26 protein-coding genes and 1 other RNA gene are annotated in these 25,056 nt (G+C 61.8%); 16 read left to right on the top strand and 11 right to left on the bottom strand.

The genetic code is table 11. From position 1 onward, the window contains the following. The first annotated feature begins 1 nt into the window (after nt 1). Both ubiD and LCH64_RS17370 read left to right on the top strand, forming a co-directional pair. The gene (gene ubiD / locus LCH64_RS17365) at nt 2-1,468 is read left to right on the top strand and encodes a 4-hydroxy-3-polyprenylbenzoate decarboxylase (RefSeq protein ID WP_003229330.1); all 1,467 of its coding nucleotides are present in this window, start codon (nt 2-4) and stop codon (nt 1,466-1,468) included. Then, entirely contained in the window at nt 1,468-2,436 is a 969-nt protein-coding gene (locus tag LCH64_RS17370; protein WP_226500847.1) for a CDP-6-deoxy-delta-3,4-glucoseen reductase, read from the top strand. Before ubiD ends, LCH64_RS17370 begins: the two co-directional genes overlap by 1 nt. Before the next feature lie 23 nt (nt 2,437-2,459). Here the strand turns inward: LCH64_RS17370 and LCH64_RS17375 are convergent, their stop codons facing one another. Continuing rightward, nucleotides 2,460-2,936: a hypothetical protein gene (locus LCH64_RS17375; protein ID WP_003229327.1), complete on the bottom strand. Its 477-nt coding sequence runs from the start codon at nt 2,934-2,936 to the stop codon at nt 2,460-2,462. Nucleotides 2,937-3,290: 354 nt separating this feature from the next. Here LCH64_RS17375 and LCH64_RS17380 point away from each other — a divergent pair, with 354 nt between their 5' ends. Then, entirely contained in the window at nt 3,291-3,959 is a 669-nt protein-coding gene (locus tag LCH64_RS17380) for a gamma-glutamylcyclotransferase (RefSeq protein WP_045122668.1), read from the top strand. On the opposite strand, the gene glpT is transcribed toward LCH64_RS17380, so the two are convergent. Further along, nucleotides 3,935-5,284 carry a glycerol-3-phosphate transporter gene (glpT, locus tag LCH64_RS17385; protein ID WP_003229323.1) on the bottom strand — a complete coding sequence of 450 codons (1,350 nt, stop codon included), beginning with the start codon at nt 5,282-5,284 and terminating at the stop codon, nt 3,935-3,937. The two genes, LCH64_RS17380 and glpT, sit on opposite strands and share 25 nt — an antisense overlap. Before the next feature lie 226 nt (nt 5,285-5,510). Here glpT and LCH64_RS17390 point away from each other — a divergent pair, with 226 nt between their 5' ends. After that, a complete protein-coding gene (locus LCH64_RS17390; RefSeq protein ID WP_226500848.1) occupies nt 5,511-6,140 on the top strand; it encodes a flagellar basal body-associated protein FliL in 630 nt (209 codons plus the stop codon). 177 nt (nt 6,141-6,317) lie between these two features. After that, nucleotides 6,318-6,542, top strand: coding sequence for a hypothetical protein (locus LCH64_RS17395; protein ID WP_226500849.1), 225 nt, complete (start codon nt 6,318-6,320; stop codon nt 6,540-6,542). Nucleotides 6,543-6,632: 90 nt separating this feature from the next. Here LCH64_RS17395 and LCH64_RS17400 read toward each other — a convergent pair whose 3' ends face one another. Continuing rightward, nucleotides 6,633-7,610 carry an NADPH:quinone oxidoreductase family protein gene (locus LCH64_RS17400; protein WP_226500850.1) on the bottom strand — a complete coding sequence of 326 codons (978 nt, stop codon included), beginning with the start codon at nt 7,608-7,610 and terminating at the stop codon, nt 6,633-6,635. Nucleotides 7,611-7,760: 150 nt separating this feature from the next. On the opposite strand from LCH64_RS17400, the gene LCH64_RS17405 reads away from it, so the two are divergent. Beyond that, nucleotides 7,761-8,168, top strand: coding sequence for a flagellar basal body-associated protein FliL (locus LCH64_RS17405; RefSeq protein WP_027610485.1), 408 nt, complete (start codon nt 7,761-7,763; stop codon nt 8,166-8,168). A gap of 16 nt (nt 8,169-8,184) precedes the next feature. On the opposite strand, the gene LCH64_RS17410 is transcribed toward LCH64_RS17405, so the two are convergent. The 4 genes from LCH64_RS17410 to LCH64_RS17425 all read right to left on the bottom strand — a co-directional run bounded on the left by LCH64_RS17410 (nt 8,185) and on the right by LCH64_RS17425 (nt 13,562). Continuing rightward, nucleotides 8,185-9,303 (bottom strand): ABC transporter permease, encoded by a 1,119-nt coding sequence (locus LCH64_RS17410; protein WP_226500851.1) that lies wholly within the window; start codon nt 9,301-9,303, stop codon nt 8,185-8,187. Continuing rightward, nucleotides 9,303-12,029: a ribosome-associated ATPase/putative transporter RbbA gene (gene rbbA, locus LCH64_RS17415; protein WP_226500852.1), complete on the bottom strand. Its 2,727-nt coding sequence runs from the start codon at nt 12,027-12,029 to the stop codon at nt 9,303-9,305. The genes LCH64_RS17410 and rbbA overlap by 1 nt, the downstream gene beginning before the upstream one ends. Next, the gene (locus LCH64_RS17420) at nt 12,026-12,991 is read right to left on the bottom strand and encodes an efflux RND transporter periplasmic adaptor subunit (RefSeq protein ID WP_226500853.1); all 966 of its coding nucleotides are present in this window, start codon (nt 12,989-12,991) and stop codon (nt 12,026-12,028) included. The genes rbbA and LCH64_RS17420 overlap by 4 nt, the downstream gene beginning before the upstream one ends. Before the next feature lie 121 nt (nt 12,992-13,112). Beyond that, nucleotides 13,113-13,562 carry an EVE domain-containing protein gene (locus tag LCH64_RS17425; protein WP_103483644.1) on the bottom strand — a complete coding sequence of 150 codons (450 nt, stop codon included), beginning with the start codon at nt 13,560-13,562 and terminating at the stop codon, nt 13,113-13,115. 197 nt (nt 13,563-13,759) lie between these two features. On the opposite strand from LCH64_RS17425, the gene LCH64_RS17430 reads away from it, so the two are divergent. After that, on the top strand, nt 13,760-13,915 hold the full coding sequence (locus LCH64_RS17430) for a hypothetical protein (protein WP_003229308.1): 156 nt from the start codon (nt 13,760-13,762) through the stop codon (nt 13,913-13,915). A gap of 35 nt (nt 13,916-13,950) precedes the next feature. Here LCH64_RS17430 and LCH64_RS17435 read toward each other — a convergent pair whose 3' ends face one another. From LCH64_RS17435 to LCH64_RS17450, 4 genes are all read right to left on the bottom strand, one after another. Further along, nucleotides 13,951-14,556, bottom strand: a complete 606-nt coding sequence (locus tag LCH64_RS17435; protein ID WP_201136289.1) for a 5-formyltetrahydrofolate cyclo-ligase — start codon at nt 14,554-14,556, stop codon at nt 13,951-13,953. 80 nt (nt 14,557-14,636) lie between these two features. Beyond that, nucleotides 14,637-14,815, bottom strand: a non-coding RNA gene (gene ssrS / locus LCH64_RS17440) — 6S RNA. 30 nt (nt 14,816-14,845) lie between these two features. Next, the gene (locus tag LCH64_RS17445; RefSeq protein ID WP_007967943.1) at nt 14,846-15,163 is read right to left on the bottom strand and encodes a cell division protein ZapA; all 318 of its coding nucleotides are present in this window, start codon (nt 15,161-15,163) and stop codon (nt 14,846-14,848) included. Continuing rightward, nucleotides 15,160-15,369 (bottom strand): TIGR02449 family protein, encoded by a 210-nt coding sequence (locus tag LCH64_RS17450; protein ID WP_103483758.1) that lies wholly within the window; start codon nt 15,367-15,369, stop codon nt 15,160-15,162. Before LCH64_RS17450 ends, LCH64_RS17445 begins: the two co-directional genes overlap by 4 nt. A 134-nt stretch (nt 15,370-15,503) precedes the next feature. Here LCH64_RS17450 and LCH64_RS17455 point away from each other — a divergent pair, with 134 nt between their 5' ends. The 9 genes from LCH64_RS17455 (at nt 15,504) to gcvH (ending at nt 25,028) form a co-directional block, all read left to right on the top strand. Next, the gene (locus LCH64_RS17455) at nt 15,504-16,064 is read left to right on the top strand and encodes a YecA family protein (RefSeq protein WP_226500854.1); all 561 of its coding nucleotides are present in this window, start codon (nt 15,504-15,506) and stop codon (nt 16,062-16,064) included. Between the two features lie 27 nt (nt 16,065-16,091). Beyond that, nucleotides 16,092-17,426, top strand: coding sequence for a Xaa-Pro aminopeptidase (gene pepP, locus LCH64_RS17460; protein ID WP_226500855.1), 1,335 nt, complete (start codon nt 16,092-16,094; stop codon nt 17,424-17,426). Beyond that, a complete protein-coding gene (gene ubiH / locus LCH64_RS17465) occupies nt 17,423-18,610 on the top strand; it encodes a 2-octaprenyl-6-methoxyphenyl hydroxylase (RefSeq protein WP_226500856.1) in 1,188 nt (395 codons plus the stop codon). Before pepP ends, ubiH begins: the two co-directional genes overlap by 4 nt. Continuing rightward, entirely contained in the window at nt 18,603-19,088 is a 486-nt protein-coding gene (locus LCH64_RS17470) for a DUF4442 domain-containing protein (protein WP_103483640.1), read from the top strand. The genes ubiH and LCH64_RS17470 overlap by 8 nt, the downstream gene beginning before the upstream one ends. 9 nt (nt 19,089-19,097) lie before the next feature. Further along, nucleotides 19,098-20,315, top strand: coding sequence for a 2-octaprenyl-3-methyl-6-methoxy-1,4-benzoquinol hydroxylase (locus tag LCH64_RS17475; RefSeq protein ID WP_226500995.1), 1,218 nt, complete (start codon nt 19,098-19,100; stop codon nt 20,313-20,315). A 220-nt stretch (nt 20,316-20,535) separates the two neighbouring features. Then, nucleotides 20,536-21,540, top strand: coding sequence for an extracellular solute-binding protein (locus LCH64_RS17480; protein WP_226500857.1), 1,005 nt, complete (start codon nt 20,536-20,538; stop codon nt 21,538-21,540). Nucleotides 21,541-21,740: 200 nt separating this feature from the next. Then, complete coding sequence (locus LCH64_RS17485; protein WP_003229293.1) at nt 21,741-23,357, top strand: iron ABC transporter permease; 1,617 nt, start codon at nt 21,741-21,743, stop codon at nt 23,355-23,357. A gap of 156 nt (nt 23,358-23,513) precedes the next feature. Next, nucleotides 23,514-24,596 carry a glycine cleavage system aminomethyltransferase GcvT gene (gcvT, locus tag LCH64_RS17490; RefSeq protein WP_226500858.1) on the top strand — a complete coding sequence of 361 codons (1,083 nt, stop codon included), beginning with the start codon at nt 23,514-23,516 and terminating at the stop codon, nt 24,594-24,596. A gap of 48 nt (nt 24,597-24,644) precedes the next feature. Continuing rightward, nucleotides 24,645-25,028 (top strand): glycine cleavage system protein GcvH, encoded by a 384-nt coding sequence (gene gcvH, locus LCH64_RS17495; protein WP_226500859.1) that lies wholly within the window; start codon nt 24,645-24,647, stop codon nt 25,026-25,028. Nucleotides 25,029-25,056 lie beyond the last annotated feature (28 nt).

The raw sequence follows: 25,056 nt of genomic DNA on the forward strand, positions 1-25,056 counted from the left end.
AATGAAATTCAAGGATCTTCGGGATTTCGTGCAGCAGCTTGAGCAGCGCGGAGAGTTGAAACGCATCCAGATTCCCGTCTCGCCGGTGCTGGAGATGACCGAGGTGTGCGACCGCACGCTACGGGCCAAGGGGCCGGCGCTGCTGTTCGAGAAACCGACCGGTTACGACATTCCGGTGCTCGGCAACCTGTTCGGCACTCCTGAGCGGGTGGCCATGGGCATGGGCGCCGAGTCGGTCAGCGAGCTGCGCGAGATCGGCAAGCTGCTGGCCTTCCTCAAGGAACCGGAGCCGCCGAAGGGCCTGAAGGACGCGTGGTCGAAACTGCCGATCTTCCGCAAGATCATTTCGATGGCGCCGAAAGTCGTCAAAGACGCGGTGTGCCAGGAAGTGGTCATCGAAGGCGACGACGTCGACCTGGCGATGCTGCCGGTGCAGACCTGCTGGCCCGGTGACGTCGGCCCGCTGATCACCTGGGGCCTGACCGTCACCAAAGGCCCGAACAAGGATCGCCAGAACCTCGGTATCTACCGTCAGCAAGTGATCGGCCGCAACAAGGTGATCATGCGCTGGCTCAGCCACCGTGGCGGTGCGCTGGACTTCCGTGAGTGGTGCGAGAAGCACCCGGGTCAGCCGTTCCCGGTGTCCGTGGCGCTGGGCGCCGACCCGGCGACCATTCTCGGTGCCGTGACGCCGGTGCCGGACAGCCTCTCCGAATACGCTTTCGCCGGCCTGTTGCGCGGCAATCGCACTGAACTGGTGAAGTGCCGTGGCAACGACCTGCAAGTGCCGGCCACTGCCGAGATCATCCTCGAAGGCGTGATCCATCCGGGCGAAATGGCCGACGAAGGCCCGTACGGCGACCACACCGGGTACTACAACGAAGTCGACAGCTTCCCGGTGTTCACCGTCGAACGCATCACTCACCGGATCAAGCCGATCTACCACAGCACCTATACCGGTCGTCCGCCGGATGAGCCGGCAATTCTCGGCGTGGCGCTGAACGAAGTGTTCGTGCCGATCCTGCAGAAGCAGTTTCCGGAAATCACCGACTTCTACCTGCCGCCCGAAGGCTGCTCGTACCGCATGGCCGTGGTGACGATGAAGAAGTCGTATCCGGGGCATGCCAAGCGCGTGATGCTCGGCGTCTGGTCGTTTTTGCGACAGTTCATGTACACCAAGTTCGTTATCGTCACTGACGACGATATCAACGCCCGGGACTGGAACGACGTGATCTGGGCCATCACCACGCGCATGGATCCCAAGCGCGACACGGTAATGATCGACAACACGCCGATCGACTACCTCGACTTCGCCTCGCCGGTGTCCGGCCTGGGCTCGAAAATGGGCCTGGATGCCACCCACAAGTGGCCGGGCGAAACCACTCGCGAGTGGGGCCGTGTGATCGTCAAGGACGACGCCGTCACCCAGCGAATCGATGCCATCTGGAATCAGTTAGGAATAGATTGATGCGTGTAACCCTGCAGCCCTCCGGAGCGGTGCTTGAGATACGGCCCGGCGAGCGGATTCTCGATGGTGCGCGGCGCCTGGGCTACGACTGCCCGCAAAGCTGCCGCAACGGCAATTGCCATGTGTGTGCGGCGCTGCTGGTGGAAGGCCGGGTCGAACAGGCCGGCAAGGTGCACGACCACGGCGAGTTCTACACTTGCATAGCCGAGCCGCTGGAAGACTGCGTCCTGCTGTGGGATGGCGTGCTCGCGTTGGGAGAACTGCCGGTGCGCAGCCTGTCGTGTCAGGTCATCGAATGCCGGGACGTCGGCGGCGACACCTGGCGTGTGCGTCTGCGGGCGCCGGCCGGCAAGCCGCCGCGTTATCACGCCGGGCAGTACCTGATGATCGAGCGTGAGAGCGGCGAGAAGTCGGCGTTCTCCATGGCCTCGGCGCCGCACGGCGGGCGCGACCTGGAAATCCACGTACTGGCCCGCGAAGCCAGTGCCCTGAGTCTGATCGAGCAACTGCAGCGCAACCCGCTGGTGCGCGTCGAATTGCCGTTCGGTGACACTCACCTCGCCGAATTGCCCGACGGGCCGCTGGTGCTGATCGCCGCCGGTACCGGCATGGGCCAGATCCACAGCCTGATCGAACACTGCCGTGCCAACGGCTTCAAACACCCGGTGCATCTGTATTGGGGTGTACGCCGTCCGGAAGATTTCTACGAGATCGAGCATTGGGACGAATGGTTGAAGCTGCCCAATCTGTTCCTGCACAAAGTCGTCAGCGACCAGTGCGGTTGGGAAGGGCGCTGCGGGATGTTGCACCAGGCCGTGTGTGAAGACTTCGCCGATCTGAAGTCCCTGCACGTCTACGCCAGCGGCTCGCCGGCGATGGTCTACGGCACGCTGGATGCTCTGGTGGAAGCCGGCATGGATGCACACCAGATGCGCGCCGACGTATTTGCCTACGCGCCTCGATCCTGATCCGTGCGAATTGAGCCGCGCCCTTAGAAACGCACGCCGGTCGTCACCATCGCCGCATTGGCGCCGAGAAACACCAGCTCGGCGGCCAATGGGCCGTAGTGAGTGCCGACGGACGGAATGATCACCGGCGCAACGCCGTAGCGGTTCAGTGGAATCTTGTCCTTGTAATCACCGCGATAGCCCTGCAACAGCCCACCCGTGACTTTCAGATACACCGGATACTCGCTGCTGTCATAGCGTTTGCCGGCATAGGCGTAATTCGATCGCTGGCGGAAAGAGTTACGGAAAGTTGCCCCGCCAAATACCCAGCCGGAAGCCTGATTGCGTTCGATGCCGATCAAGTCCTGATGATTATTGTGTTCGGGGTCGGGCGAATAATGTCGGGTATAGACACTGGTCTGTGCATACCAGAAGCCCTGGTCTTTTTGAGTGTCATCCTCGGCCAGCGCCTGGTCGGTTTGAATCAATAGCAATGCGGCCAAAAGCCTTGGTTTCTTCATTGTGCAGCCTCGGTTAAACGGGATGGCTTGCGCCAGAGGAAGGCCGTTATACGTAGGCGTTCAGCGACGGGAAAGACAGAAAGTCCGACAGTTTAGTAGGAAGATTCCTGCGCTTTCTTGAACCAATCCTGAACAAGCGAAGGCTTATGCATATTTCATTCGGGTATTTAAGATATTTCGGCAATGGTATTAGGCTATATGAAACCGCATAGCGTTGACTGATACACCCGATTTAGCGCTATCGAGCAGGTCATACATCCTTTAGCACTTTTCGTTTTAGATTTACTGCTATATGTTCTATCGAACGAATTGCGCTTACATCTTGTAATACTTGCGGGGCCGAACACTTCCGTCATGACAGCCATAGAATCTGCTTTTCTGAATCTGGCTTATCCTCCGCGGCTCGATCTGGGGCCGCAGCTCACTCACGAACAACTTCTCGCTTCCATGCAATCGACCATGGCGCGCCACAAGGGCGGGCCGGTGTGGCTGTTCGCCTATGGGTCGCTGATCTGGCGCCCGGAATGTTCGGCGGTGGAGCGGGTGCGCGGGCGAGTGCATGGCTATCATCGCGGTTTGTATCTGTGGTCGCACGAGCACCGTGGGACGCCGGAAATGCCCGGGCTGGTATTCGGTCTGGATCGCGGCGGTTCGTGCAGCGGCTTTGCCTATCGGCTGCCGGAAGAAAATCTCGACGCTGCGCTGTACGCACTGTGGAAACGCGAGATGCCGTTTCCGTCCTATCGCCCACACTGGCTCAACTGCCGTCTTGAGGACGGTAGCCAGGTTCAGGCGTTGGGGTTTGTTTTGGAGCGACACCTGCCCAGCTATGCCGGCAACTTGCCGGATCATGTGCTGAGTCAGGTGTTCGAAAGCGCTTGCGGGCGCTACGGCACCACTCGCGATTATGTCGAGCAGACCGCCCACGCCCTGCGCAGCCACGCCATGCCGGATCGAAATCTGGAGGCGCGGCTCAAGCGCTGTCAGTCAAAAGCCGATCAGGCGACGGCTTCACGACTCTGACTGGCGACTTGTTTGTGCCATAGCGTCGGCGCCAGGAAGGCCATCGACAGCAGGCAAGCGCCCACCAGCAGCACGAAACCACCGTCCCAGCCGAAGTGGTCAACGGTGTAGCCCATCGCCGCACTTGCCGCGACCGAACCACCCAGATAGCCGAACAGACCGGTAAAGCCCGCTGCCGTACCGGCGGCTTTCTTCGGTGCCAGTTCCAGCGCCTGCAGGCCGATCAGCATCACCGGGCCGTAGATCAGGAAGCCGATGGAGAACAGCGCGATCATGTCCACGGTCGGGTTGCCGGCCGGATTCAGCCAGTAAACCAGGGTCGCAACGGTCACCAGCGCCATGAACACCATGCCGGTCAGGCCACGGTTGCCACGGAAGATCTTGTCCGACATCCAGCCGCACAGCAGCGTGCCCGGAATGCCCGCCCATTCGTAGAAGAAGTAGGCCCACGAAGTCTTGTCGACGTCGAAGTGCTTGGCTTCTTTCAGGTAGGTCGGCGCCCAGTCCAGTACGCCGTAACGCAGCAGGTAGACGAAGACGTTGGCCATGGCGATGTACCAGAGCATTTTGTTGCGCAGCACGTATTTGACGAAGATTTCCTTGGCACTGAATTCGTCTTCGTGGCTGGCGTCGTAGCCTTCCGGGTAGTCGTTCTTGTACTTTTCGATCGGCGGCAGGCCGACCGATTGCGGGGTGTCGCGCATGGTGATGAAGGCAAACACCGCCACGCCCAGCGCCACCGCTGCCGGAACGTAGAAGGCTGCGTGCCAGTCGTTGAACAGGCCCATGCCGATCAGGAACAGCGGGCCGATCAGGCCGCCGCCGACGTTATGCGCCACGTTCCATACCGAAACCACGCCGCCACGTTCCTTCTGCGACCACCAGTGCACCATGGTGCGACCGCTCGGCGGCCAGCCCATGCCCTGGGCCCAGCCGTTGATGAACAGCAGGATGAACATCATGGTCACGCTGGACGTCGCCCACGGCGCGAAACCGAAAATGAACATCACTCCCGCCGACACCAGCAGACCGAACGGCAGGAAGTAGCGTGGGTTGGAACGGTCGGAGACCAGGCCCATCAGGAACTTGGACAGGCCGTAGGCAATGGCGATGGCCGACATCGCCAGACCCAGATCGCCACGGCTGTAGCCCTCGTCGATCAGGTACGGCATGGCCAACGAGAAGTTTTTGCGCAGCAGGTAGTAACCGGCGTAACCAAAGAAGATACCGGCGAAGATCTGCCAGCGCAGGCGTCGGTAAGTACTGTCTATTTTTTCTTCAGGCAATGGAGCCTGATGTGCGGCAGGTCGAAAGAAAGCAAACATTCAAGAGCTCCAGATTTCTTGTTTTGACTGCGGATGCGAATGTTACAGTTTCGTTACCGAAAATAGCACCGGTTCGCATCGGCAAAACAGCGGAAAATGTTGGAAGTCGCACGTTCTTTTACGAACCTGTCGCTCAGCTGTAAGAACAGAGCGTTTTCACCCCTTATTAACATTGGGTGACTTAGACTCGCGGCCCGTTCAGCCGATTGATCAGCCGAGATAAGAAATGTCACTGAAGGTTCGCATGTTGGTGCCGAGATTTTTGGTGGCGGCTGGAATCGCCGTTGTCATGCTGCTCTTGATCGTCACCGATCATCCGGCCCATTCCGGTCTGCGCAACGCCACGGTGCTGATCATTCGGCACGCGGAAAAGCCGGATGCGGGATCGCTACTCAATGCCCGCGGCGAACAGCGTGCGGCCGCCTACGTCGACTATTTCAATCCGCTGAAACTCGACGGCCAGACGCTCACCCCCCAGCGCTTGATCGCTGCCGGCGACACCCCGGAGAGTTCGCGCTCGCGCCTGACGCTGACGCCGCTGTCCGAGCGTTTGAAACTGCCGATCGAGCAGCCCTACCTCAATGGCGATCTCCATCAACTGGTCGGGTTGTTGCGCAAAAGCAATCAGGCGCCGACGGTGCTGATCGCCTGGCATCACGGCCATATCAATAAGCTGATCAAGGCTTTCGGTGGCGACGCGACAGCGCTGATGGGACAGGAAAAATGGCCGGATGATGTATTCGACTGGCTGATCGTCCTGCGCTTCGATGAGAACGGGCGACTGATCCCGTCTCGCAGCCATAAAGTGCAGGAACACCTGTTGCCGGGCGACCTCGCTGGTGCAAACGGCGGCTAAACGTCCGTCAGAAAATGTACCTGCAGCCCTTTGCGCAGGGGACTCGCCAGAATTCCCACCGAGATCAGGAAATGTCCTGCATCGCAAAGCGAAGCTGCGCCATTCAGTTAAAGGACCTTGCTCCGTAACCTTTCTGTAGTTGCCGAACAGGCATTTCACTAGGGAAGAGGCGGGATCATGCGATGGTTTTTTGCTGGGCTTTTATTGATGATCTTCAGCCTCGCGCTGGCAGCGGAAGGGTTGCTCAACGTGATCCATAAGAGTCAGTTGGCCTATGAGCAGCGACTGGCGATCATCGCCGAGATGAACCGGCGCGTACCGATGATCGTCAGGGGCTGCCGGGAAAACCCTATGCGTAGATACATGAGTTTTCTGCCGGGGGAGGTTCGTGATTTGCTTTGACAGGTGGCGACGCAGCGCCGCTGAGGGTGACGCTGCGTCGCTGCTGTGCGCGGCTCAAGCCGGTTGCGGGAAGTCACCGGCCTGAAAAACTCAGCGCACCTGCACCACCACCTTGCCCACAGCCTTGCGTTGCCCCAGATCATTGATCGCCTGCGCCGCGTTGCTCAGCGGATACACCTGCGATACCAGCGGTTTCAACTTGCCCTCGGCGAACCAGCTGAACAACTGCTGGAAGTTCGCCGCGTTGTCCTGTGGCTGGCGCTGGGCGAAGGAGCCCCAGAACACGCCGACCACTGCCGCGCCCTTGAGCAGGGCAAGGTTGACCGGCAGTTCGGGGATGCGCCCGCTGGCGAAGCCGACCACCAGCAAGCGGCCGTTCCAGGCGATGGCCCGAATGGCCTGGTCAAACAGGTCGCCGCCGACCGGGTCGTAGATCACGTCCGCGCCCTGGCCGTCGGTGAGGCGTTTGATTTCGTCCTTGAGGCTGGTTTCGTTGTAGTTGATCAGTTCATCGGCACCGGCGGCCTTGGCCACGGCGAGTTTCTCTGCACTGCTGGCGGCGGCGATGACCCTGGCGCCCATGGCTTTGCCGATTTCCACTGCCGCCAGGCCCACGCCACCGGAAGCGCCGAGCACCAGCAGGGTCTCGCCCGGTTGCAGGTTGGCCCGTTGCTTGAGGGCGTGCATCGAAGTGCCGTAGGTCATGCTGAACGCGGCGGCGGTGTTGAAATCCATCGACGGCGGGATCGGCAGCACGTTGTAACCCGGCACCGCGACCTGTTCGGCGAAGCTGCCCCAGCCGGTCAGGGCCATGACCCGGTCGCCGACTTTCAGGTGGCTGACTTTCTCACCGACGGCGCTGACCACGCCGGCCGCTTCGCCCCCCGGCGAAAACGGGAAGGGCGGCTTGAACTGATACTTGCCCTCGATGATCAGCGTGTCCGGGAAGTTGACCCCGGCGGCGTGCACCTCCAGCAGGATTTCGTTCTTCTTCGCGACAGGACTGGTGACGTCTTCCAGCACCAGCGATTCGGCAGGGCCGAAGGCTTTGCACAGCACGGCTTTCATCAGGGCTATTCCTTTGGGAGTGATGGCCGATAAGTGTAGGTGTGTCAGTCAACGGGTCAACGAGCATGCCCGGCCCTGATAGTCAGCCATAAGCTTGTGCTTGCGCGGCGGGTCGTTATGCTAGGCCGCAAACCGGATAAGGAGCGAATTGTGAAAGCGTGGATCATGTTGTTGCTGGCCCTGTCTCTGCCTGTGGCAGCGCTGGCCGAAGAAGCCAAAGAAGGCGAGGCGCCGAAGGTCAACTACATCACCCTGAGCCCGCCGTTCGTGGGCAACTACGGGCTGGACGGCACGCCCAAGCTGAAGGTCTACAAGGCCGACGTGGCGCTGCGTGTGACCGGCGAAGAGGCGACCAAACTGGTCAAGGCCAACGAGCCGCTGATCCGCAATCAACTGGTGGCGCTGTTCACTCAGCAGACCACCGAGGCGATGGGCAGCATCGAAGGCAAGGAAAAGCTGCGTCAGGAAGCCCTGAAGCAGACCCAGCAAGTGATGAATGACGAGACCGGCAAGCCGGTGGTTGAAGATCTGTTGTTCAACAACCTGATCATTCAGTAACCACGCTGGCCGCTGTTCAGGACGCCAGGCTCTTGCGAAAGCGCGCCAGCGCGATGAGAAAGAACAGCAGGCCGATGGTCGTCAGCGCCAGCAAGTCCGGCCAGACCACGCTCAGCCCGGCATCGCGAAACAGAATCGCGGCGCTGAGGCTGACAAAGTGTGTGGACGGCGAGCCCTGCATGACCCATTGCAGCCACTGCGGCATGCTGTCCAATGGCGTGCTGCCGCCCGACAGCAGCAGCATCGGGATGATCACCGGAATCGCCAGCAGACCGAACTGCGGCGTCGAGCGCGCCAGCGTCGCCAGAAAGATACCCAGCGCGGTACTGGCAAACAGATAAACCGCAGTCACCAGCAAAAACAGGCTCATCGAGCCGGCCAGCGGCACATTCAACAGGCCTTTGACCACCACCTCCAGCGACAGCCAGGTGCACAACACCACCACCAGCAGGTTGCTCCAGATTTTCGCCAGCATGATTTCCAGCGCCGTCAGCGGCAGCACCAGCAAATGGTCGAGCGTGCCGTGTTCGCGTTCGCGCAGCAGCGCCGTACCGGTGAGGATGATCGCCAGAATGGTGATGTTGTTGACGATCTGAATCACCGCCAGAAACCAGCCACCCTCCAGATTGGTGTTGAACAGCGCGCGGGTGGTCAGTAGCACGGGTGCCTTGGCCGCTGCGTTGCCCTGACCGGCATAGTCGAGCAGTTCGCGCTGGAAAATCCGGCCGATGTAACCGGCGCCCATGAACGCCTGGCTCATGGCGGTGGCATCGACGTTGACCTGAATCGCCGGTTGCCGCGCCGCCAGCAGGTCGGTTTGAAAGCCCGCCGGAATATTGATCACGAAGGTGTACTGGCCGCTGTCCATCACTTGGTCCAGCTGCGCATAAGGCAACAACACCGGCGTCTGGAATTCCGGCGGCTGCAGGGCCTGGGCCAATTGGCGTGAGAGGGCGCTGTGGTCTTCGTCGACGATGGCCACGCTGGCGTTGTGCACGCCGATCACCGAACCGGCGGCGGGCATGTAGATCGCCACGGTGAAAGCGTAGAACAGGAACAGCAGCAACACGCTGTCATGGCGCAGGCTGGTCAGTTCCTTGAGTCCCAGGCGCAGGATGTGCGCGAACTTGTGCATCAGGCCTCCTGCTTTTTCAGCATGATCAGGCTCAGCCCGGTGAATCCGACAAAGAACCCGAAAAGCGCCAGGCACTGCGGCCACAGCTGACGCAAGTCCAGCGCTTTGGTGAACGTGCCCACCGCAATGTCGAGGAAGTGCCCCGCCGGAAACAGCATGCCCATCACTGCTGCCGCACCTTCCAGTGAAGAGCGCGGCACGATCAATCCGGAGAACTGGATGGTCGGCAGGCTGGTGATGATCATGGTGCCGAGGATCGCGGCGATTTGTGTGCGGGTGAATGCCGAAATCAGCAGGCCCATGCTGGTGGTGGCCAACACATACAGCAGTCCGCCGAATGCCAGCGTCAGCAGGCTGCCCTTGAACGGCACGCCGAACAGCCAGCGATTCATCGCCACCAGCACTGCGAGGTTGACCAGACTGACCAGCAGGTACGGCGCCTGTTTGCCCAGCAGAAACTCCAGACGGGTCAGGGGCGTGGCGTAGAAATTGGTGATCGACCCCAGCTCCTTTTCGCGGACGATGCCGAGAGCCGTGAGCATCGCCGGAATGAAGGCGAGGATCAGCGCCATGACCCCGGGGCCGATGGCGTTGACGCTGACCACGTCCTGGTTGTAGCGAAAGCGGGTTTCCAGACTAGCGGCCGCCGGGTGGGCCAGCGCGGGGCTGCTCTGCTCGGCCAGCTGTTGCAGATTGCCCAGGTGCACGGCTTCAACATAGTTACGGCTGGTTTCGGCGCGAAACGGCATGCCGCCATCCAGCCACGCCGCCACGGCGGGTTGGCGCCCGGCGTACAGATCGCGGCCGAATCCGGGGGGGATCTCCAGCGCCAGTTTGATTTCCGAGCGTTGCAGGCGTCGGTGCAGTTCCTGCGGGTCATGAATGGCCGGCTGTTCGTCGAAGTACCGGGAGCCGCGAAACGCCTCCAGATAAGCTCGGCTTTGCGGTGTCTGATCCTGGTCGTACACGGCGAACGCGAGGTTTTCCACGTCCAGCGAGATGCCGTAACCGAAGATCACCATCATGAAAATCGCCCCGGCCAGGGCAAATGCCATACGCACTTTGTCGCGCAGCAGCTCCTTGCCTTCGCGACTGGCCACGGCCAACAGGCGACCGAGGCTGAAACCGTGCTGGGGCACTGGTGTTGTCGCAGCGCTCGGCGGCGCCATTTGCGGCTCGGCCACAGGCGCTGATGCCTGAGCACCCTGAGCCTGTTCCAGGCAGGTGACGAAGGCCGCTTCCAGCGTCTCTCCCGCAAACTGGCGTTGCAGCGCCGCCGGGGTGTCGCAGGCGAGGACCTTGCCGGCGTGCATCAGTGAGATGCGGTCGCAGCGCTGCGCTTCGTTCATGAAGTGCGTGGAGAGGAAGATCGTCACGCCTTGCTCGCGGGACAACTCGATCAACAGTCGCCAGAAGTCATCGCGAGCCGCCGGATCGACGCCGGAAGTCGGCTCATCGAGGATCAGCACTTCCGGGCGGTGCAGCACCGCCACCGCCAGTGACAGACGTTGGCGCAGTCCCAATGGCAACGCCCCGGAAGGCTGGTCGGCGACCGCAAGCAGATTGAAGCGCTGAATCAATGCCTCGATGCGTTGTGCACTCTCGGTTTTTGGCAGATCGAACAGCCGCGCGTGCAGCTCGAGGTTCTGCCGCACACTCAGTTCGCCATACAGCGAAAAACTCTGCGACATGAAGCCTACCCGCTTGCGCGTGGCCAGATCCTTGGCGTTCACCGGGTTGCCGAGCAGCGTTGCACTGCCTTCGCTGGCCGGCATCAACCCGGTCAGGACTTTCATGGTGGTGGTCTTGCCGCATCCGTTGGAGCCAAGAAAGCCGAAAATTTCGCCACGCCCAATGGCAAAACTGACGTGATCCACAGCGGTGAAATCGCCGAAGCGCAGCGTCAGATCGTGGGCTTCGATGGCGATGTCGCTGCTGTTGCCGGTGCGCGGTGGAATCACCAGCGGCTGAACGTCGTGATGGCTGTCACCCTGAAAGTGAGTGAAGGCGTCATCGAGCTTGCCGCTGGAGGTGACGGTCGCCAGCTCACGACTCAGGCCGGTGGCGATCAACTTGCCGGCGTCGAGCATCAGGCAATGCTCGAACTGCTCGGCTTCTTCCATATAGGCCGTGGCAACCAGCAGCGTCAGTTGCGGGCGCTGGCGTCGCACATCGTCGACCAACTCCCAGAAGCGCCGGCGCGAGAGTGGGTCGACGCCGGTGGTAGGCTCATCGAGGATCAGCAGATCCGGTTCATGGATCAGCGCGCAGCACAGCCCGAGTTTCTGCTTCATGCCGCCGGACAACTTGCCGGCGGGGCGCTCGGCGAACTTCAGCAGATCCGTGGCGAGCAGCAGGCTATGCATGCGTTGCTCGCTTTCAGCCTTGGACAGGCCGAACAACGTCGAAAAGAACTGGATGTTTTCGCGGATCGACAGCTCGGGGTACAAGTTGCCGCCCAGCCCCTGCGGCATGAAGGCGATGCGCGCATAGAGTGTGTCGCGATGCCGGCGATCCTCGATCGCGCCACCGAGCACCTCCAGTTGCCCTTGCTGTAAGGTCTTCACGCCGGCAATCAATCCCAGCAGGCTGGACTTGCCCGCACCATCGGGGCCGATCAGCCCGCAGCGGGTGCCGGTGGGCAGGCTGAAGGCAATGTCGCACAGCGCTTGCTGTTTGCCATAGCGGTGGGCGATACCGTTCGCTTGAACCGCAAGGCCGCTCATTGCAGATTGGCCGGCCATTCGACGGGCGCGATCCGCACGTAGCCGGCGCCGGGCATGCCGGGTTTGGCCTGCGGCACGGCGCTGGGCTGGACCAGGCGCAGCTTGACACGGAACACCAGTTTTTGCCGCTCGTCGCGGGTCTCGACCTCTTTGGGGGTGAACTGCGATTTGGCCGCGACGAAACTGATTTTTGCCGGCAGCGGTTTATCGGGCAAGGCATCGAGCAGCACTCGCGCCTCGTCGCCCACCGCCAGGCGTCCGGCCACCGCGGCTGACAGATAGAGGTTCATGTACTGGTCGTTGGGATCGATCAGCAGCAAGACCCGGCCCCCGGCTCCCAGCACTTCGCCGGGCTCGGCCATGCGCAGCTGGATCACGCCATCAATCGGCGCGCGCAGACTGCTGTCGTCAATTTCGCTGGTCAACTGCGCGACTTGAGCCTGTGCCGCGCCAATCGCCGCACTGACAGCAGACACCTGGGCCCGGGCGGCGACAACGGCGGCATTACCGGTGCCAAGACGTGACTGCAGTTGATCGATGATTTGCGCGCTGACATAACCGTGCTTGAACAGTGATTGCGAACGCCCGAGCTCTTGCTGGGCCAGCAACAGCTCACTCTGGCGCAATTGCACATTGGCCTGAGCGGCGTTGAGATTTTCCCGGGCGCGCAACACTTCGGCTTCGGCCTGATTGCGCTGGGCTTCGAGGGTTCGGGTGTCCATGCGCGCCAGCAGTTGCCCTTTACTGACCTTGTCGCCTTCATCCACAAGCACCTCGGCGAGGCGCCCGGGAGTCTTGCTGGCGATCTGCACTTCGGTGGCTTCCAGCCTCCCGTTGCCCATCGACAGTCCTTCGACCAGGCGGCTGCTGATGGACATCCAGTAACCCAATCCGCCAGCGGCGGCGAGTAACACCAGGAGCGAACCGGCGTATACAAGTGAAGAACGGCTGTGCGTCGACATGGGGGCATCCTGCGGCAGTGGCTTGCAGTCTGACTGTTCAAGCGTTCCGTTCGCTTGATGTCAGTCAAATGAGCGTCAAGCCTAGCCCCTTTTGTCGCTAAAAACCGTGACCGGCAAGTTCTCAGCGCAAGCCGAGCACGGCGGCCCACTGTTCGGCTGTCACCGGCATCACCGATAGACGACTGCCTTTTTGCACCAACGGCATTTCAGCCAGGGCGGTCTGCTGTTTCAGATAATCGAGCTTCAGCACCCGGGCAAACGTCTCGACATGCGCCACATCAATCGCAGTCCAGGCGTTTTTATCGGGTGTGGCCTTGGGGTCGAAGTAATGGCTCTCGGGTTCCAGTGCGGTGGGATCCGGGTACGCCGCCTCGATTATTTTGCCGATTCCGGCGATACCCGGCTCCGGGCAGCTGGAGTGGTAGAAAAAGAACTCATCGCCGACCGCCATCGCCCGTAGGAAATTGCGCGCCTGATAGTTGCGAACCCCGTCCCAGCGCGCTTTGCCGAGTTTCTCCAGATCTTTGATCGAGAGTTCGTCGGGCTCGGATTTCATCAGCCAATAGGCCATGTCTTTTGCTCCTCAAGCGGTCATTGGGCAGGTTGTCGGGCAATTTTATGACAAACCGACGGTCGGTTGACGTCAGCGTTTGCGCCGAGGTTCACGTTGTCGCAAAATGCCGGCCTTTAAAGCTTGACGCTGCTGCACGGCCTACGAATGGAAACCGCTGCTGTCATCGTGATGATGTGCCTTGAGGGGGGCAATCGATGAAACGCAAACCGGATTTGCTATGGACTTTGGTTATTTTGTTCGGCCTTGGCGTCGTGACCACCGGTTACGCGCAAAGTCTGTGGACGAGCAAGACCGATGCTCCGGTTGAAGTCGCGCAACAGGTCCAACAGTCGACCGCCTTCAAGCGCTGAAACTGCCTTCCCGACGCCGCTGATCTGCGCGGCGTCTATCCCGCGAAATACCACGCCTTATCGGTGACCGTGCCTTGCAACGGTACATCCCAGCTGGCCTGCGCCAGGCGTTCGACCTTCTGACATTCATGGGCCAGGCCCAGCAACGTCGGCTTGCGCCAGTTTTTGCGCCGGGCCAGGTACGCCAGACTGCGATCGTAGAATCCGCCGCCCATCCCCAGGCGTCCGCCAGCATCGTCAAACCCCACCAGTGGCAACAACACCAGATCCAGGGTCCAGATCTTGCGCTGATGGGCCAGATTGGCTCGTGGTTCGAGAATGCGGAAGCGGTTGGGCTTGAGCTTGTCGCCGGGGCGAATCCGCTGGAACACCATTTTGGTTCGCGGCCAGGCGCTGAGCACCGGCAGGTAGGTGGCCTTGCCGCGACGCTGGGCTTCGCGCAGCAGCAGGCGCGGATCGATTTCGCCATCGGTGGGCAGGTACAGAGAGATGTGTCTGGCCCGGCGAAAGTGCGGGTCTTGCGCCAGTTGCCGGAACAAGCCTTTGGCGGCCTGCCGTTGTTCACCGGGAGTCAGTGCACGGCGCGCCTTGCGCAGCAGGCGGCGGAGTTGCGGGCGGGGCAGCAGCGCAGGTTCGGTCATGGTTCGGCTTCGGCAGGTGAGGGCGAAAACGCACGCATAAAAAATCCGATGCCGGCAAAAACCGGCATCGGATTCGAATCAGGCTCCCCGGATGAACCGCTGTCAACTTAGCCCTTGAACCCGAAAGTTCAAGGTGGAAGATGCAGTAGACTTTAAGGCTTTCCGTCTGGCGGACATGCACACCAGCCCAACGTGCAACTTCCAGGGTAGTGCGAATCGGCTCAGGGACATCGTCAACTGGCAAGCACCCCAGGGAGTGCGGCGAGTATACCCCAAGCGGCCTGGCGAATCAGCCCTTGCTGATGTCCGGATCGTCGGCCAGCACCAGATCGACACGATCGAGCAAGTCGCGCACCTGTTCACGAGTCGAGCCGCTGGCCTGGATGTCCGGGCGCTCTTCTTTGTGCAAGAGGTCGTGGGTGATGTTCAGCGCGGCCATCACGGCGATACGGTCGGCGCCGATGACTTTGCCGCTGCTGCGGATCTCGCGCATCTTGCCGTCCAGGTAGCGGGCGGCGCTGACCAGATTGCTGCGTTCTTCCTGGGGGCAGATGATCGAATATTCTTTGTCGAGGATCTGCACGGTAACGCTATTGCTTGAACTCATGAGTCTTGCTCCAGGGCCTTGAGGCGCGAAATCATCGATTCGACCTTACGCCGGGCGATTTCGTTTTTTTCAATGAGGTGAGCGCGTTCCTCGCGCCAGGTCTTTTCCTGAGCTAGTAAGAGTGCGTTTTGACTCTTTAGTTGCTCGACTCGGGTAATCAGCTTCTCGAGTCTGGCCATCAGCGCTTGCAGGTCGGTGTCTTCCATTGTGTCCACTGAATTCATCTGATGGGCGGCAGGCGCCTGGCTGGCGGACAGCCTTTAATAGTCTTGGCGAGTCTGTCGATGTAGGATACAAGGCCTTCATTCTAGACATAGCGCCGTCTGGCGCCTAGCTGCCCATGACCATTGCGAATTCCCCGTACCAAGCCTTTGCCACCCTGCTGACTGCCAGCGGCCACAACGTCTCGCCTGCCGAACTGCATGGCCTGCTGCTCGGCCGCAGCTGCGCCGGTGCCGGCTTCGACGCCGACGAGTGGCTGATCGATGCCGCCGAACTTCTGGAAAACGAGCCACAGGACAACGTCCGCAACGCCCTGATCGGCCTGCAAGAGATGGTCAAGGGTGAGTTGACCGGCAGCGACGTCACCGTCGTTCTGCTGCTGCCGACCGATGACGCGCCGCTGGCCGACCGCGCCGCCGCACTGGGCCAATGGTGCCAGGGCTTCCTCAGCGGTTTCGGCCTGAACTGCCGCGACAGCAGCATGCTCAGCACCGAAGCCACCGAAGTGCTGCAGGATCTCGCGGCGATCTCCCAGGTGCAAGACGCTCTGGAAGAATCCGAAGACGGCGAAAGCGACTACATGGAAGTCATGGAATACCTGCGCGTCGCGCCGCTGCTGCTGTTCTCGGAAACCAAAAAAGCCGACGTGCCGCCAGCCGCCAAGCCGTCGCTGCATTAATCGCGTGCCAGGGAAAGCCATCTGCCCATGACCCATATCCCCAAAGCGGAATACAGCCGTCGCCGCAAGGCCCTGATGGCGCAGATGGAACCCAACAGCATCGCGATCCTGCCCGCCGCCGCGGTCGCGATCCGCAACCGCGACGTCGAGCACGTCTACCGCCAGGACAGCGACTTCCAGTACCTCAGCGGATTCCCCGAGCCACAGGCGGTCATCGTCCTGATGCCCGGCCGCGAGCACGGCGAGTACGTGCTGTTCTGCCGTGAACGCAATGCCGAACGCGAGTTATGGGACGGCCTGCGCGCCGGCCAGGAAGGCGCGATCCGTGATTACAGCGCCGACGACGCGTTCCCCATTACCGACATTGACGACATCCTCCCGGGCCTGATCGAAGGCCGCGACCGGGTGTATTCGGCAATGGGCAGCAACCCGGAATTCGATCGGCACCTGATGGACTGGATCAACGTGATCCGCTCCAAGGCGCACCTCGGCGCCCAGCCACCGAACGAATTCGTTGCCCTGGATCACCTGCTGCACGACATGCGCCTGTATAAATCGGCGGCAGAAGTGAAGGTGATGCGCGAAGCCGCACGGATTTCCGCTCAGGCGCATATCCGCGCTATGCAGGCCAGCCGGCCGGGACTGTACGAGTACAGCCTGGAAGCCGAGCTCGATTACGAGTTCCGCAAGGGCGGGGCGAAGATGCCGGCCTACGGTTCGATCGTCGCTGCCGGGCGCAACAGTTGCATCCTGCATTACCAGCAGAATGACGCGCTGCTCAAGGACGGTGATCTGGTGTTGATCGACGCCGGTTGCGAGATCGACTGCTACGCCAGCGACATCACCCGCACCTGGCCGGTCAACGGCAAGTTTTCACCCGAGCAGAAAGCGATTTACGAACTGGTGCTGGCCTCGCAGGAAGCCGCATTCGCTGAAATCGCCCCGAACAAAAACTGGAATCAGGCGCACGAAGCCACGGTGCGGGTCATTACCACTGGACTGGTCAAGCTCGGAATCCTGCAAGGCGAGGTCGATGAGTTGATCGCGACCGAAGCCTATAAAGCGTTTTACATGCACCGTGCCGGCCACTGGCTGGGCATGGATGTACACGACGTCGGCGAGTACAAGGTCGGCGGCGAATGGCGGGTGCTGGAGGTCGGCATGGCGCTGACCGTCGAGCCGGGCATCTACATCGCCCCGGACAACCAGAACGTAGCGAAGAAATGGCGCGGCATTGGCGTGCGCATCGAGGATGACGTGGTAGTGACCAAGACCGGTTGTGAAATATTGACCAACGGCGTACCGAAAACCGTCGCCGAAATCGAAGCGCTGATGGCGCAAGCACGGACACACGCGGCATGAGTCGAGTCAATCTGGCAATCATCGGTGGCGGCCTGGTCGGCGCCAGCCTGGCGCTGGCCTTGCAGGCCGGGGCCAAGGCGCGTGGCTGGAAAATCGTCCTGATCGAACCGTTCGCCCCCGGCGACAGCTGGCAGCCGAGCTACGACGCACGTTCGTCGGCGCTGTCCTTCGGCTCGCGGCAGATCTATCAGCGGCTGGGCGTGTGGCAGGAAATTTCCCGCCGCGCCGAGCCGATCAAACAGATTCACGTCTCCGACCGTGGTCGCTTTTCCACCGCTCGTCTGTCGGCGATGGAAGAGGGCGTGCCGGCCTTGGGCTACGTGGTGGAAAACGCCTGGCTCGGCCAATGCCTGTGGCAGCATCTGGATAAAGACGTGATCAGCTGGCGCTGCCCGGCGGAAGTCACGCGCATGGAGCCGCTGCCCGACGGCTATCGCCTGACCCTCAACGATGAAACAACCGTCGAGTGCGATCTGGCGGTGCTCGCCGATGGCGGCCGTTCCGGTCTGCGCGAGCAACTGGGCATCAACGTGCGCAAGCGTCCGTACAACCAGAGCGCACTGATCGCCAACATCACCCCGAGCGAAGCGCACAACGGCATGGCCTTCGAGCGTTTCACCGACGAAGGGCCGATGGCCTTGCTGCCGCTGCCGGACAACCGTTGCGCGCTGGTCTGGACCCGTCTGGGCATGGACGCGCAACGCCTGGCCGATTTGAGCGAACGCGATTTCCTCAGTGAACTGCAAAGCGTGTTCGGCTACCGCCTCGGCACCTTGAAACAGGTCGGTGCGCGGCATCTGTATCCGTTGTCGCTGGTCGAGGCCGAGGAGCAGGTGCGCTCGCATCTGGCCGTGCTGGGCAATGCCGCGCACAGCCTGCACCCGATTGCCGGACAGGGTTTCAACCTGTCGCTGCGTGATGCCGATGCCTTGGCCGCCGCACTGCTTGCCAGCGACAAACCGCTGGGCGACTTCCCTACATTGCAGGCGTACCGCGAGCGGCAGCGCCTGGATCAGGAGCTTACCGTGGGCTTCTCCGATCAGGTCACCCGACTGTTCGGCAGCACCCAGCCGCTGGTCTCGCTGGGGCGCAACATCGGCCTGCTCGGCCTCGATCTGCTGCCGCCGGCCAAACGCTGGTTCGCCCGTCAGGCCATGGGGCTGGGGACGCGGCCGGATGCTTGAGTGGTTGAGCCGTTCGTTCGGCAAGGCGCGCTTGATGCGCTGGGTGATGACCTTCTACCCACCGTACCTCGGCTCCGGGGTGCGGGTGCGGCACATCAGCGATGATTTTCGCGACGTTCAGGTGTCGATGGGGCTGGGCTGGTACAACCGCAACTACGTCGGCACCCAGTTTGGCGGCAGCCTGTACTCGATGGTCGATCCGTTCTACATGCTGATGCTGATGGAGAACCTCGGGCCGCGTTACATCGTCTGGGACAAAGCGGCCGACATCGATTTCATCGCCCCCGGCAAGGGCCCGGTGTTTGCCCGGTTCAACATCGACGACACCCTGCTCGACGAGATCCGCCGGCAGACCGCCAGTGGCGAGAAATACCTGCCGCAGTTGCAGGTCGACATTCATGACGGCGCCGGCAACCTCGTGGCGCGAGTCGGAAAAACCCTTTACGTGCGGCTCAAGCCGCAAGCGAGACAGGCTTAAAGCATGGAAATGCGCGCAGATCTGCTGATTGTCGGAGCCGGAATGGTCGGCAGCGCCCTTGCGTTGGCGTTGCAGGACAGTGGCCTGGAAGTGCTGCTGCTCGACGGCAGCCCGCTGAGCGTCAAACCGTTCGATGCCGACGCGTCGTTCGAGCCGCGGGTCAGCGCGCTGTCGGCGGCCAGCCAGCGGATTCTCGAACGCCTCGGCGTCTGGGACGGCATCGCCCAGCGTCGCAGCAGCCCGTACACCGACATGCACGTGTGGGACGGCAGCGGCACCGGACAGATTCATTTTTCGGCGAGCAGTGTGCATGCCGAAGTGCTCGGCCATATCGTCGAAAACCGCGTGGTGCAGGATGCCTTGCTCGATCGTTTGCACGATTGCGATCTGGGCATGCTGGCCAACGCACGGCTGGAGCAGATGCGCCGCTCCGGCGACGACTGGCTGCTGACCCTGGCCGACGGTCGCCAGTTGCGTGCGCCGCTGGTGATTGCCGCGGACGGCGCCAACTCGGCGGTGCGCCGCCTGACCGGCGTCGCCACCCGCGAGTGGGATTACTTGCACCACGCCATCGTCACCAGTGTGCGCAGCAGCAAGCCACACCGGATGACCGCGTGGCAGCGCTTCACCGATCACGGGCCGCTGGCGTTTCTGCCGCTGGAGCGTGACGGGCAGCAGGACTGGTGCTCGATCGTCTGGTCGACCACCCCGAGTGAAGCCGAACGCCTGATGGCGCTGGATGAAACCGCGTTCTGCCGTGAACTGGAGCGGGCGTTCGAAGGCTGCCTGGGCGAGGTGATCAGCGCTGATCCGCGCCTGTGCGTGCCGTTGCGTCAACGCCACGCCAAACGTTACGTGGCCGAAGGCCTGGCACTGATCGGCGACGCCGCGCACACCATTCACCCGTTGGCCGGGCAGGGTGTGAACCTTGGTTTCCTCGATGCGGCGGTGCTGGCTGAAGTGCTGTTGCAGGCCGCCGAACGTGGCGAGCGTCTGGCCGATGTGAAAGTGCTGAGCCGCTACGAACGCCGGCGCATGCCGCATAACCTGGCGTTGATGGCGGCGATGGAGGGCTTCGAGCGTCTGTTCCAGGCCGATCCGCTGCCGCTGCGCTGGTTGCGCAACGCCGGGTTGAAGCTGGTGGAGCAGATGCCCGAGGCGAAGGCGTTGTTTGTGCGTGAGGCGCTGGGGTTGACCGGGGATCTGCCGGTACTGGCCAAACCCTGAGATCTGTTTGAGGCTGATGGCCCCTTCGCGAGCAAGCCCGCTCCCACATTGGAATGCATTTCAAGGGTGGGAGCGGGCTTGCTCGCGAAGGGGCCAGAACCGACGCCATGAATTTCAGCTTGTGCAACATCTGGTAACTCCTTGCTCAAGTGTTCGATTGAGCTGGTAAATGTGAGTCCTTATCATTTGGCCCACATTTTCCGACCGAGAGACCACTCCCATGTTGGCACCCAAGCGTCTTCTGACCGCACTGGCCCTGACCCTGATCGGCAGCGCCGCCGCCCAGGCCGCCGACGAGGTGGTGGTCTACTCCTCGCGTATCGATGAGCTGATCAAACCGGTGTTCGACGCCTATACCGCGAAAACCGGGGTGAAGATCAAGTTCATCACCGACAAGGAAGCGCCGCTGATGCAGCGCATCAAGGCCGAAGGCGAAAACGCCACTGCCGACCTGCTGCTCACCGTCGATGCCGGCAACCTCTGGCAGGCCGAGCAGATGGGCATCCTGCAGCTGTTCACCTCGAAAACCATCGACAGCAACATTCCTGCGCAATACCGCTCCTCCAGTCACGCCTGGACCGGTCTGAGCCTGCGCGCGCGGACCATCGCCTATTCCACCGAACGGGTGAAACCGGGCGAGTTGACCACCTACGAAGCGCTGGCCGACAAGAATTGGGAAGGGCGCCTGTGCCTGCGCACGGCGAAGAAGGTCTACAACCAGTCGCTGACCGCAACCATGATCGAAGTGCACGGCGCCGAGAAGACCGAAAAGATCCTCAAGGGCTGGGTCAACAACCTGTCCACCGATGTGTTCTCCGATGACGTCGCAGTGCTGGAGGCGATCAATGCCGGCCAGTGCGACGTCGGCATCGTCAACACCTACTACTACGGGCGTTTGCACAAGCAGAAGCCCGACCTGCCGGTGAAACTGTTCTGGCCGAATCAGGCCGACCGCGGCGTACACGTGAACCTGTCGGGCATCGGCCTGACCAAGCATGCGCCGCACCCGGAAGCAGCCAAGGCGCTGGTCGAGTGGATGACCACGCCTGAGGCGCAGAAGATCTTCGCTGACGTGAACCAGGAATTCCCGGCCAACCCGGCGGTGAAACCTTCGGAGGAAGTGGCGGCGTGGGGCCAGTTCGTCGCTGATACCTTGCCGGTGGAAGTGGCGGGCAAGCGTCAGGCGGAAGCGATCCGCATGATGGACCGCGCGGGCTGGAACTAAGCCGGCCACCACGGCGAGCCCTCTGTGGCGAGGGAGCTTGCTCCCGCTGGGTCGCGAAGCGGCCCCTGGCGCCCTTGCGTCTGGCGTGAATTGAACTGTTAACTTCCTGCGGCTGCTTCGCAGCCGAGCGGGAGCAAGCTCCCTCGCCACAACATGTGGTCGACGTCGAATGGGCGTTGGCCCTCTTGCAGAGAACCCCCTTGGCCCACCCCGCCCAACGCCGCTGGTATCCCATCGTCCTCGCCATTGCCGCGCTGGTGCTGTTACCCCTGAGTGTCCTGCTGCTGTCGTGGCAGACCATCGATCAGCAAATCTGGTCGCACCTGTGGGAAACCCAGATGCCGCGCCTGCTGGGCAACACGTTGATGCTGGTGCTTGGCGTCGGTGTCGGCGTGACGCTGCTCGGTGTCAGTCTGGCGTGGCTCACCAGCCTCTGCGAATTCCCCGGACGGCGCTGGCTCGACTGGGCGCTGATGCTGCCGTTCGCCATCCCCGCCTACGTGCTGGCGTTCGTCTTCGTTGGCCTGCTGGATTTCGCCGGCCCGGTGCAAACGCTGCTGCGTGAGTGGTTCGGCAGCGGCTTGCGCCTGCCACGGGTACGCTCCACCGGCGGGGTGATCGTGGTGCTGGTGCTGGTGTTTTATCCCTACGTTTACCTGCTGGCGCGCACCGCGTTTCTCGCGCAGGGCAAAGGCCTGATGGAAGCAGCGCGGGTACTCGGCCAGTCGCCCTGGCAGGCGTTCTGGCGGGTGGCGTTGCCGATGGCGCGTCCGGCGATTGGCGCCGGTGTCGCACTGGCGCTGATGGAGACGTTGGCGGATTTCGGCGCGGTGTCGGTGTTCAACTTCGACACCTTCACCACCGCCATCTACAAGACCTGGTACGGCTTCTTCAGCCTGCCGAGCGCGGCGCAACTGGCCAGCCTGTTGCTGCTGGTGGTGATGCTGGTGCTCTACGGCGAGCGACGCGCGCGCGGCGCCAACCGGGCGAGCAACGAGCGACCACGAGTCAAGGCGCTGTATCAGCTGCGCGGACTCAAAGCGTTCGCGGCGACCGGTTGGTGCCTGGTGGTGTTTGCCTGCGCGTTCGTGATTCCGCTGCTGCAACTGCTGGTGTGGTTCTGGCAGCGCGGGCGCTTCGATCTGGATGAGCGTTACGCCGGGCTGATCCTGCACACCCTGTATCTGGGCGCTATGGCGGCGTTGATCACCGTCAGCGTCGCGCTGTTGCTGGCGTTTGCCCGACGTCTGGCGCCGACCCGGGCGATCCGTTCCGGAGTCAGTCTGGCCAATCTCGGTTATGCGCTGCCGGGTTCGGTGCTGGCAGTGTCGATCATGCTGGCGTTCAGTTATCTCGACCGCGCATTGGTGATTCCGCTGTCGGGCTGGCTCGGCGGCGCCGGCAAGCCGCTGCTGCTGGGCAGTCTGGCGGCGTTGCTGATGGCCTATCTGGTGCGCTTTATCGCGGTGGCCTACGGGCCGCTGGAAAACAGTCTGGCGCGTATACGGCCTTCATTGCCCGAAGCGGCACGTAGTCTGGGTGTCAGTGGGCCGCGACTGTTTTTCAAAGTGTATCTTCCGTTGTTGCTGCCCGGCACGCTGAGCGCGGCGTTGCTGGTGTTTGTCGATGTGCTCAAGGAAATGCCCGCCACCCTGCTGATGCGCCCGTTTGGCTGGGACACGCTGGCCGTGCGGATCTTTGAAATGACCAGCGAGGGCGAGTGGGCGCGTGCATCGCTGCCGGCGCTGACCCTGGTGTTGGTTGGTTTATTGCCGGTCATCGGCCTGATCCGCCGCTCGGCGCACCGAAACACTTAGTAGTGAGTCCTGAATCATGCGGCTACAATGCGCGGCATTCGGTGCGGTTCGTCTGATAGACCCGTTCGCTGAAATCGGCTGAAAGCCTTCTATTTCGTGGCTTTCACCCCGTACAGCGGCTGTCCGCACCTTCGCCACGCCCGGAAGGAGAAACCCATGGGACAGCGTACGCCTCTGTATGACCTGCATCTTGCCCTCGGCGCGAAGATGGTCGATTTTGGCGGTTGGGACATGCCACTGCATTACGGCTCGCAGGTCGAGGAACACCACGAGGTGCGCCGCGATTGCGGGGTGTTCGATGTTTCCCATATGACCGTGATCGACGTTGATGGCCCCCAGGCCAAGGCCTGGCTGCAGCATTTGCTGGCCAATGACGTCGAACGCCTGCACCGCCCCGGCCGTGCGCTCTACAGCACCATGCTCAACGAGCGTGGCGGCATCGTCGACGACATGATTGTCTATCGCCTCGAAGACCGTTATCGCCTGGTGTTCAACGCCTCCACCCGCGACCAGGATCTGGCGTGGATGCAGGCGCATGTCGCCGGTTACCAGGTGCAACTGCACGAGCGCCAGGAACTGGCGATGCTCGCCATTCAAGGCCCGCAGGCCCGGCACAAGATTGCCGAACTGGTGACCCAGTCCCGCGCCGCACTGATCCAGCACCTCAAACCGTTCGAAGCCGAAGTCGATGGCGACTGGTTCATTGCGCGCACCGGTTACACCGGTGAAGACGGGCTGGAAATCGCCTTGCCGGCCGAGCAGGCACCGGGCTTCTTCAACGATCTGGTCGGCGCCGGCATTTCTCCCATCGGTCTCGGTGCCCGCGATACGCTGCGGGTCGAGGCCGGGATGAACCTCTACGGCCAGGACATTCATCAAGATGTCTCGCCGCTGGCGTCCAATATGGCCTGGAGCATTGCCTGGGAACCGGCCTCGCGGCAGTTCATCGGCCGTGCTGCGCTGGAAGCGGAAAAAGCTGCCGGTGTTGCGCACAAACTGGTGGGGCTGGTGCTTGAGGAGCGGGGTGTTTTGCGCGCCCATCAAGTGGTTCGTATCGCCGATGTTGGCGAAGGAGAGATCACCAGTGGTAGTTTCTCTCCTACGCTAAGCAAATCGATTGCCCTGGCGCGTGTACCGATGGCCACAGCCGACCGCGCCGAAGTGGAAATCCGTGGCAAGTGGTATCCGGTACGAGTGGTCAAACCGACCTTCGTGCGCCATGGCAAAACCTTGATCTAACCTTTTCCGGCGGGCCTGACCGCTGACAATTTCTTGAGGACACCGAGCATGAGCAATATCCCCGCTGAACTGCGTTTTGCCGAAAGTCATGAGTGGGCACGTCTGGAAGCCGACGGCACCGTAACCGTGGGCATCAGCGATCACGCGCAGGAAGCGCTGGGTGATGTGGTGTTCGTTGAACTGGCCGAAGTCGGCAAGGTGTTTGGCGCCGGTGATGCAGCAGGTGTTGTCGAGTCGGTGAAGGCCGCGTCCGACATCTACTCCCCGGTCGGCGGTGAAGTGATCGCGGTCAACGAAGCGCTGGCTGACTCGCCTGAAGAACTGAATAACGATCCGTACGCTGCATGGATCTTCAAGCTCAAGCCAAGCGACAAGGCCGAGCTGGACAAGCTGCTGGACGCTGCTGCCTACAAGGCTGCCATCGGCGAATAAGCAGACTGTAATACTGCAAAAGCCCCGA

It is taken from the genome of Pseudomonas sp. MWU16-30322, assembly GCF_020515535.1.
Taxonomy (GTDB): domain Bacteria; phylum Pseudomonadota; class Gammaproteobacteria; order Pseudomonadales; family Pseudomonadaceae; genus Aquipseudomonas; species Aquipseudomonas fluorescens_H.

Excerpts from the sequence above, each read along its gene's own strand:
- ubiD (WP_003229330.1), top strand. The coding sequence starts at position 2 with ATGAAATTCAAGGATCTTCGGGATTTCGTGCAGCAGCTTGAGCAGCGC.
- LCH64_RS17370 (WP_226500847.1), top strand. The coding sequence starts at position 1,468 with ATGCGTGTAACCCTGCAGCCCTCCGGAGCGGTGCTTGAGATACGGCCC.
- LCH64_RS17375 (WP_003229327.1), bottom strand. The coding sequence starts at position 2,936 with ATGAAGAAACCAAGGCTTTTGGCCGCATTGCTATTGATTCAAACCGAC.
- LCH64_RS17380 (WP_045122668.1), top strand. The coding sequence starts at position 3,291 with ATGACAGCCATAGAATCTGCTTTTCTGAATCTGGCTTATCCTCCGCGG.
- glpT (WP_003229323.1), bottom strand. The coding sequence starts at position 5,284 with ATGTTTGCTTTCTTTCGACCTGCCGCACATCAGGCTCCATTGCCTGAA.
- LCH64_RS17390 (WP_226500848.1), top strand. The coding sequence starts at position 5,511 with ATGTCACTGAAGGTTCGCATGTTGGTGCCGAGATTTTTGGTGGCGGCT.
- LCH64_RS17395 (WP_226500849.1), top strand. The coding sequence starts at position 6,318 with ATGCGATGGTTTTTTGCTGGGCTTTTATTGATGATCTTCAGCCTCGCG.
- LCH64_RS17400 (WP_226500850.1), bottom strand. The coding sequence starts at position 7,610 with ATGAAAGCCGTGCTGTGCAAAGCCTTCGGCCCTGCCGAATCGCTGGTG.
- LCH64_RS17410 (WP_226500851.1), bottom strand. The coding sequence starts at position 9,303 with ATGCACAAGTTCGCGCACATCCTGCGCCTGGGACTCAAGGAACTGACC.
- rbbA (WP_226500852.1), bottom strand. The coding sequence starts at position 12,029 with ATGAGCGGCCTTGCGGTTCAAGCGAACGGTATCGCCCACCGCTATGGC.
- LCH64_RS17420 (WP_226500853.1), bottom strand. The coding sequence starts at position 12,991 with ATGTCGACGCACAGCCGTTCTTCACTTGTATACGCCGGTTCGCTCCTG.
- LCH64_RS17425 (WP_103483644.1), bottom strand. The coding sequence starts at position 13,562 with ATGGCCTATTGGCTGATGAAATCCGAGCCCGACGAACTCTCGATCAAA.
- LCH64_RS17430 (WP_003229308.1), top strand. The coding sequence starts at position 13,760 with ATGAAACGCAAACCGGATTTGCTATGGACTTTGGTTATTTTGTTCGGC.
- LCH64_RS17435 (WP_201136289.1), bottom strand. The coding sequence starts at position 14,556 with ATGACCGAACCTGCGCTGCTGCCCCGCCCGCAACTCCGCCGCCTGCTG.
- LCH64_RS17445 (WP_007967943.1), bottom strand. The coding sequence starts at position 15,163 with ATGAGTTCAAGCAATAGCGTTACCGTGCAGATCCTCGACAAAGAATAT.
- LCH64_RS17450 (WP_103483758.1), bottom strand. The coding sequence starts at position 15,369 with ATGGAAGACACCGACCTGCAAGCGCTGATGGCCAGACTCGAGAAGCTG.
- LCH64_RS17455 (WP_226500854.1), top strand. The coding sequence starts at position 15,504 with ATGACCATTGCGAATTCCCCGTACCAAGCCTTTGCCACCCTGCTGACT.
- pepP (WP_226500855.1), top strand. The coding sequence starts at position 16,092 with ATGACCCATATCCCCAAAGCGGAATACAGCCGTCGCCGCAAGGCCCTG.
- ubiH (WP_226500856.1), top strand. The coding sequence starts at position 17,423 with ATGAGTCGAGTCAATCTGGCAATCATCGGTGGCGGCCTGGTCGGCGCC.
- LCH64_RS17470 (WP_103483640.1), top strand. The coding sequence starts at position 18,603 with ATGCTTGAGTGGTTGAGCCGTTCGTTCGGCAAGGCGCGCTTGATGCGC.
- LCH64_RS17475 (WP_226500995.1), top strand. The coding sequence starts at position 19,098 with ATGCGCGCAGATCTGCTGATTGTCGGAGCCGGAATGGTCGGCAGCGCC.
- LCH64_RS17480 (WP_226500857.1), top strand. The coding sequence starts at position 20,536 with ATGTTGGCACCCAAGCGTCTTCTGACCGCACTGGCCCTGACCCTGATC.
- gcvT (WP_226500858.1), top strand. The coding sequence starts at position 23,514 with ATGGGACAGCGTACGCCTCTGTATGACCTGCATCTTGCCCTCGGCGCG.
- gcvH (WP_226500859.1), top strand. The coding sequence starts at position 24,645 with ATGAGCAATATCCCCGCTGAACTGCGTTTTGCCGAAAGTCATGAGTGG.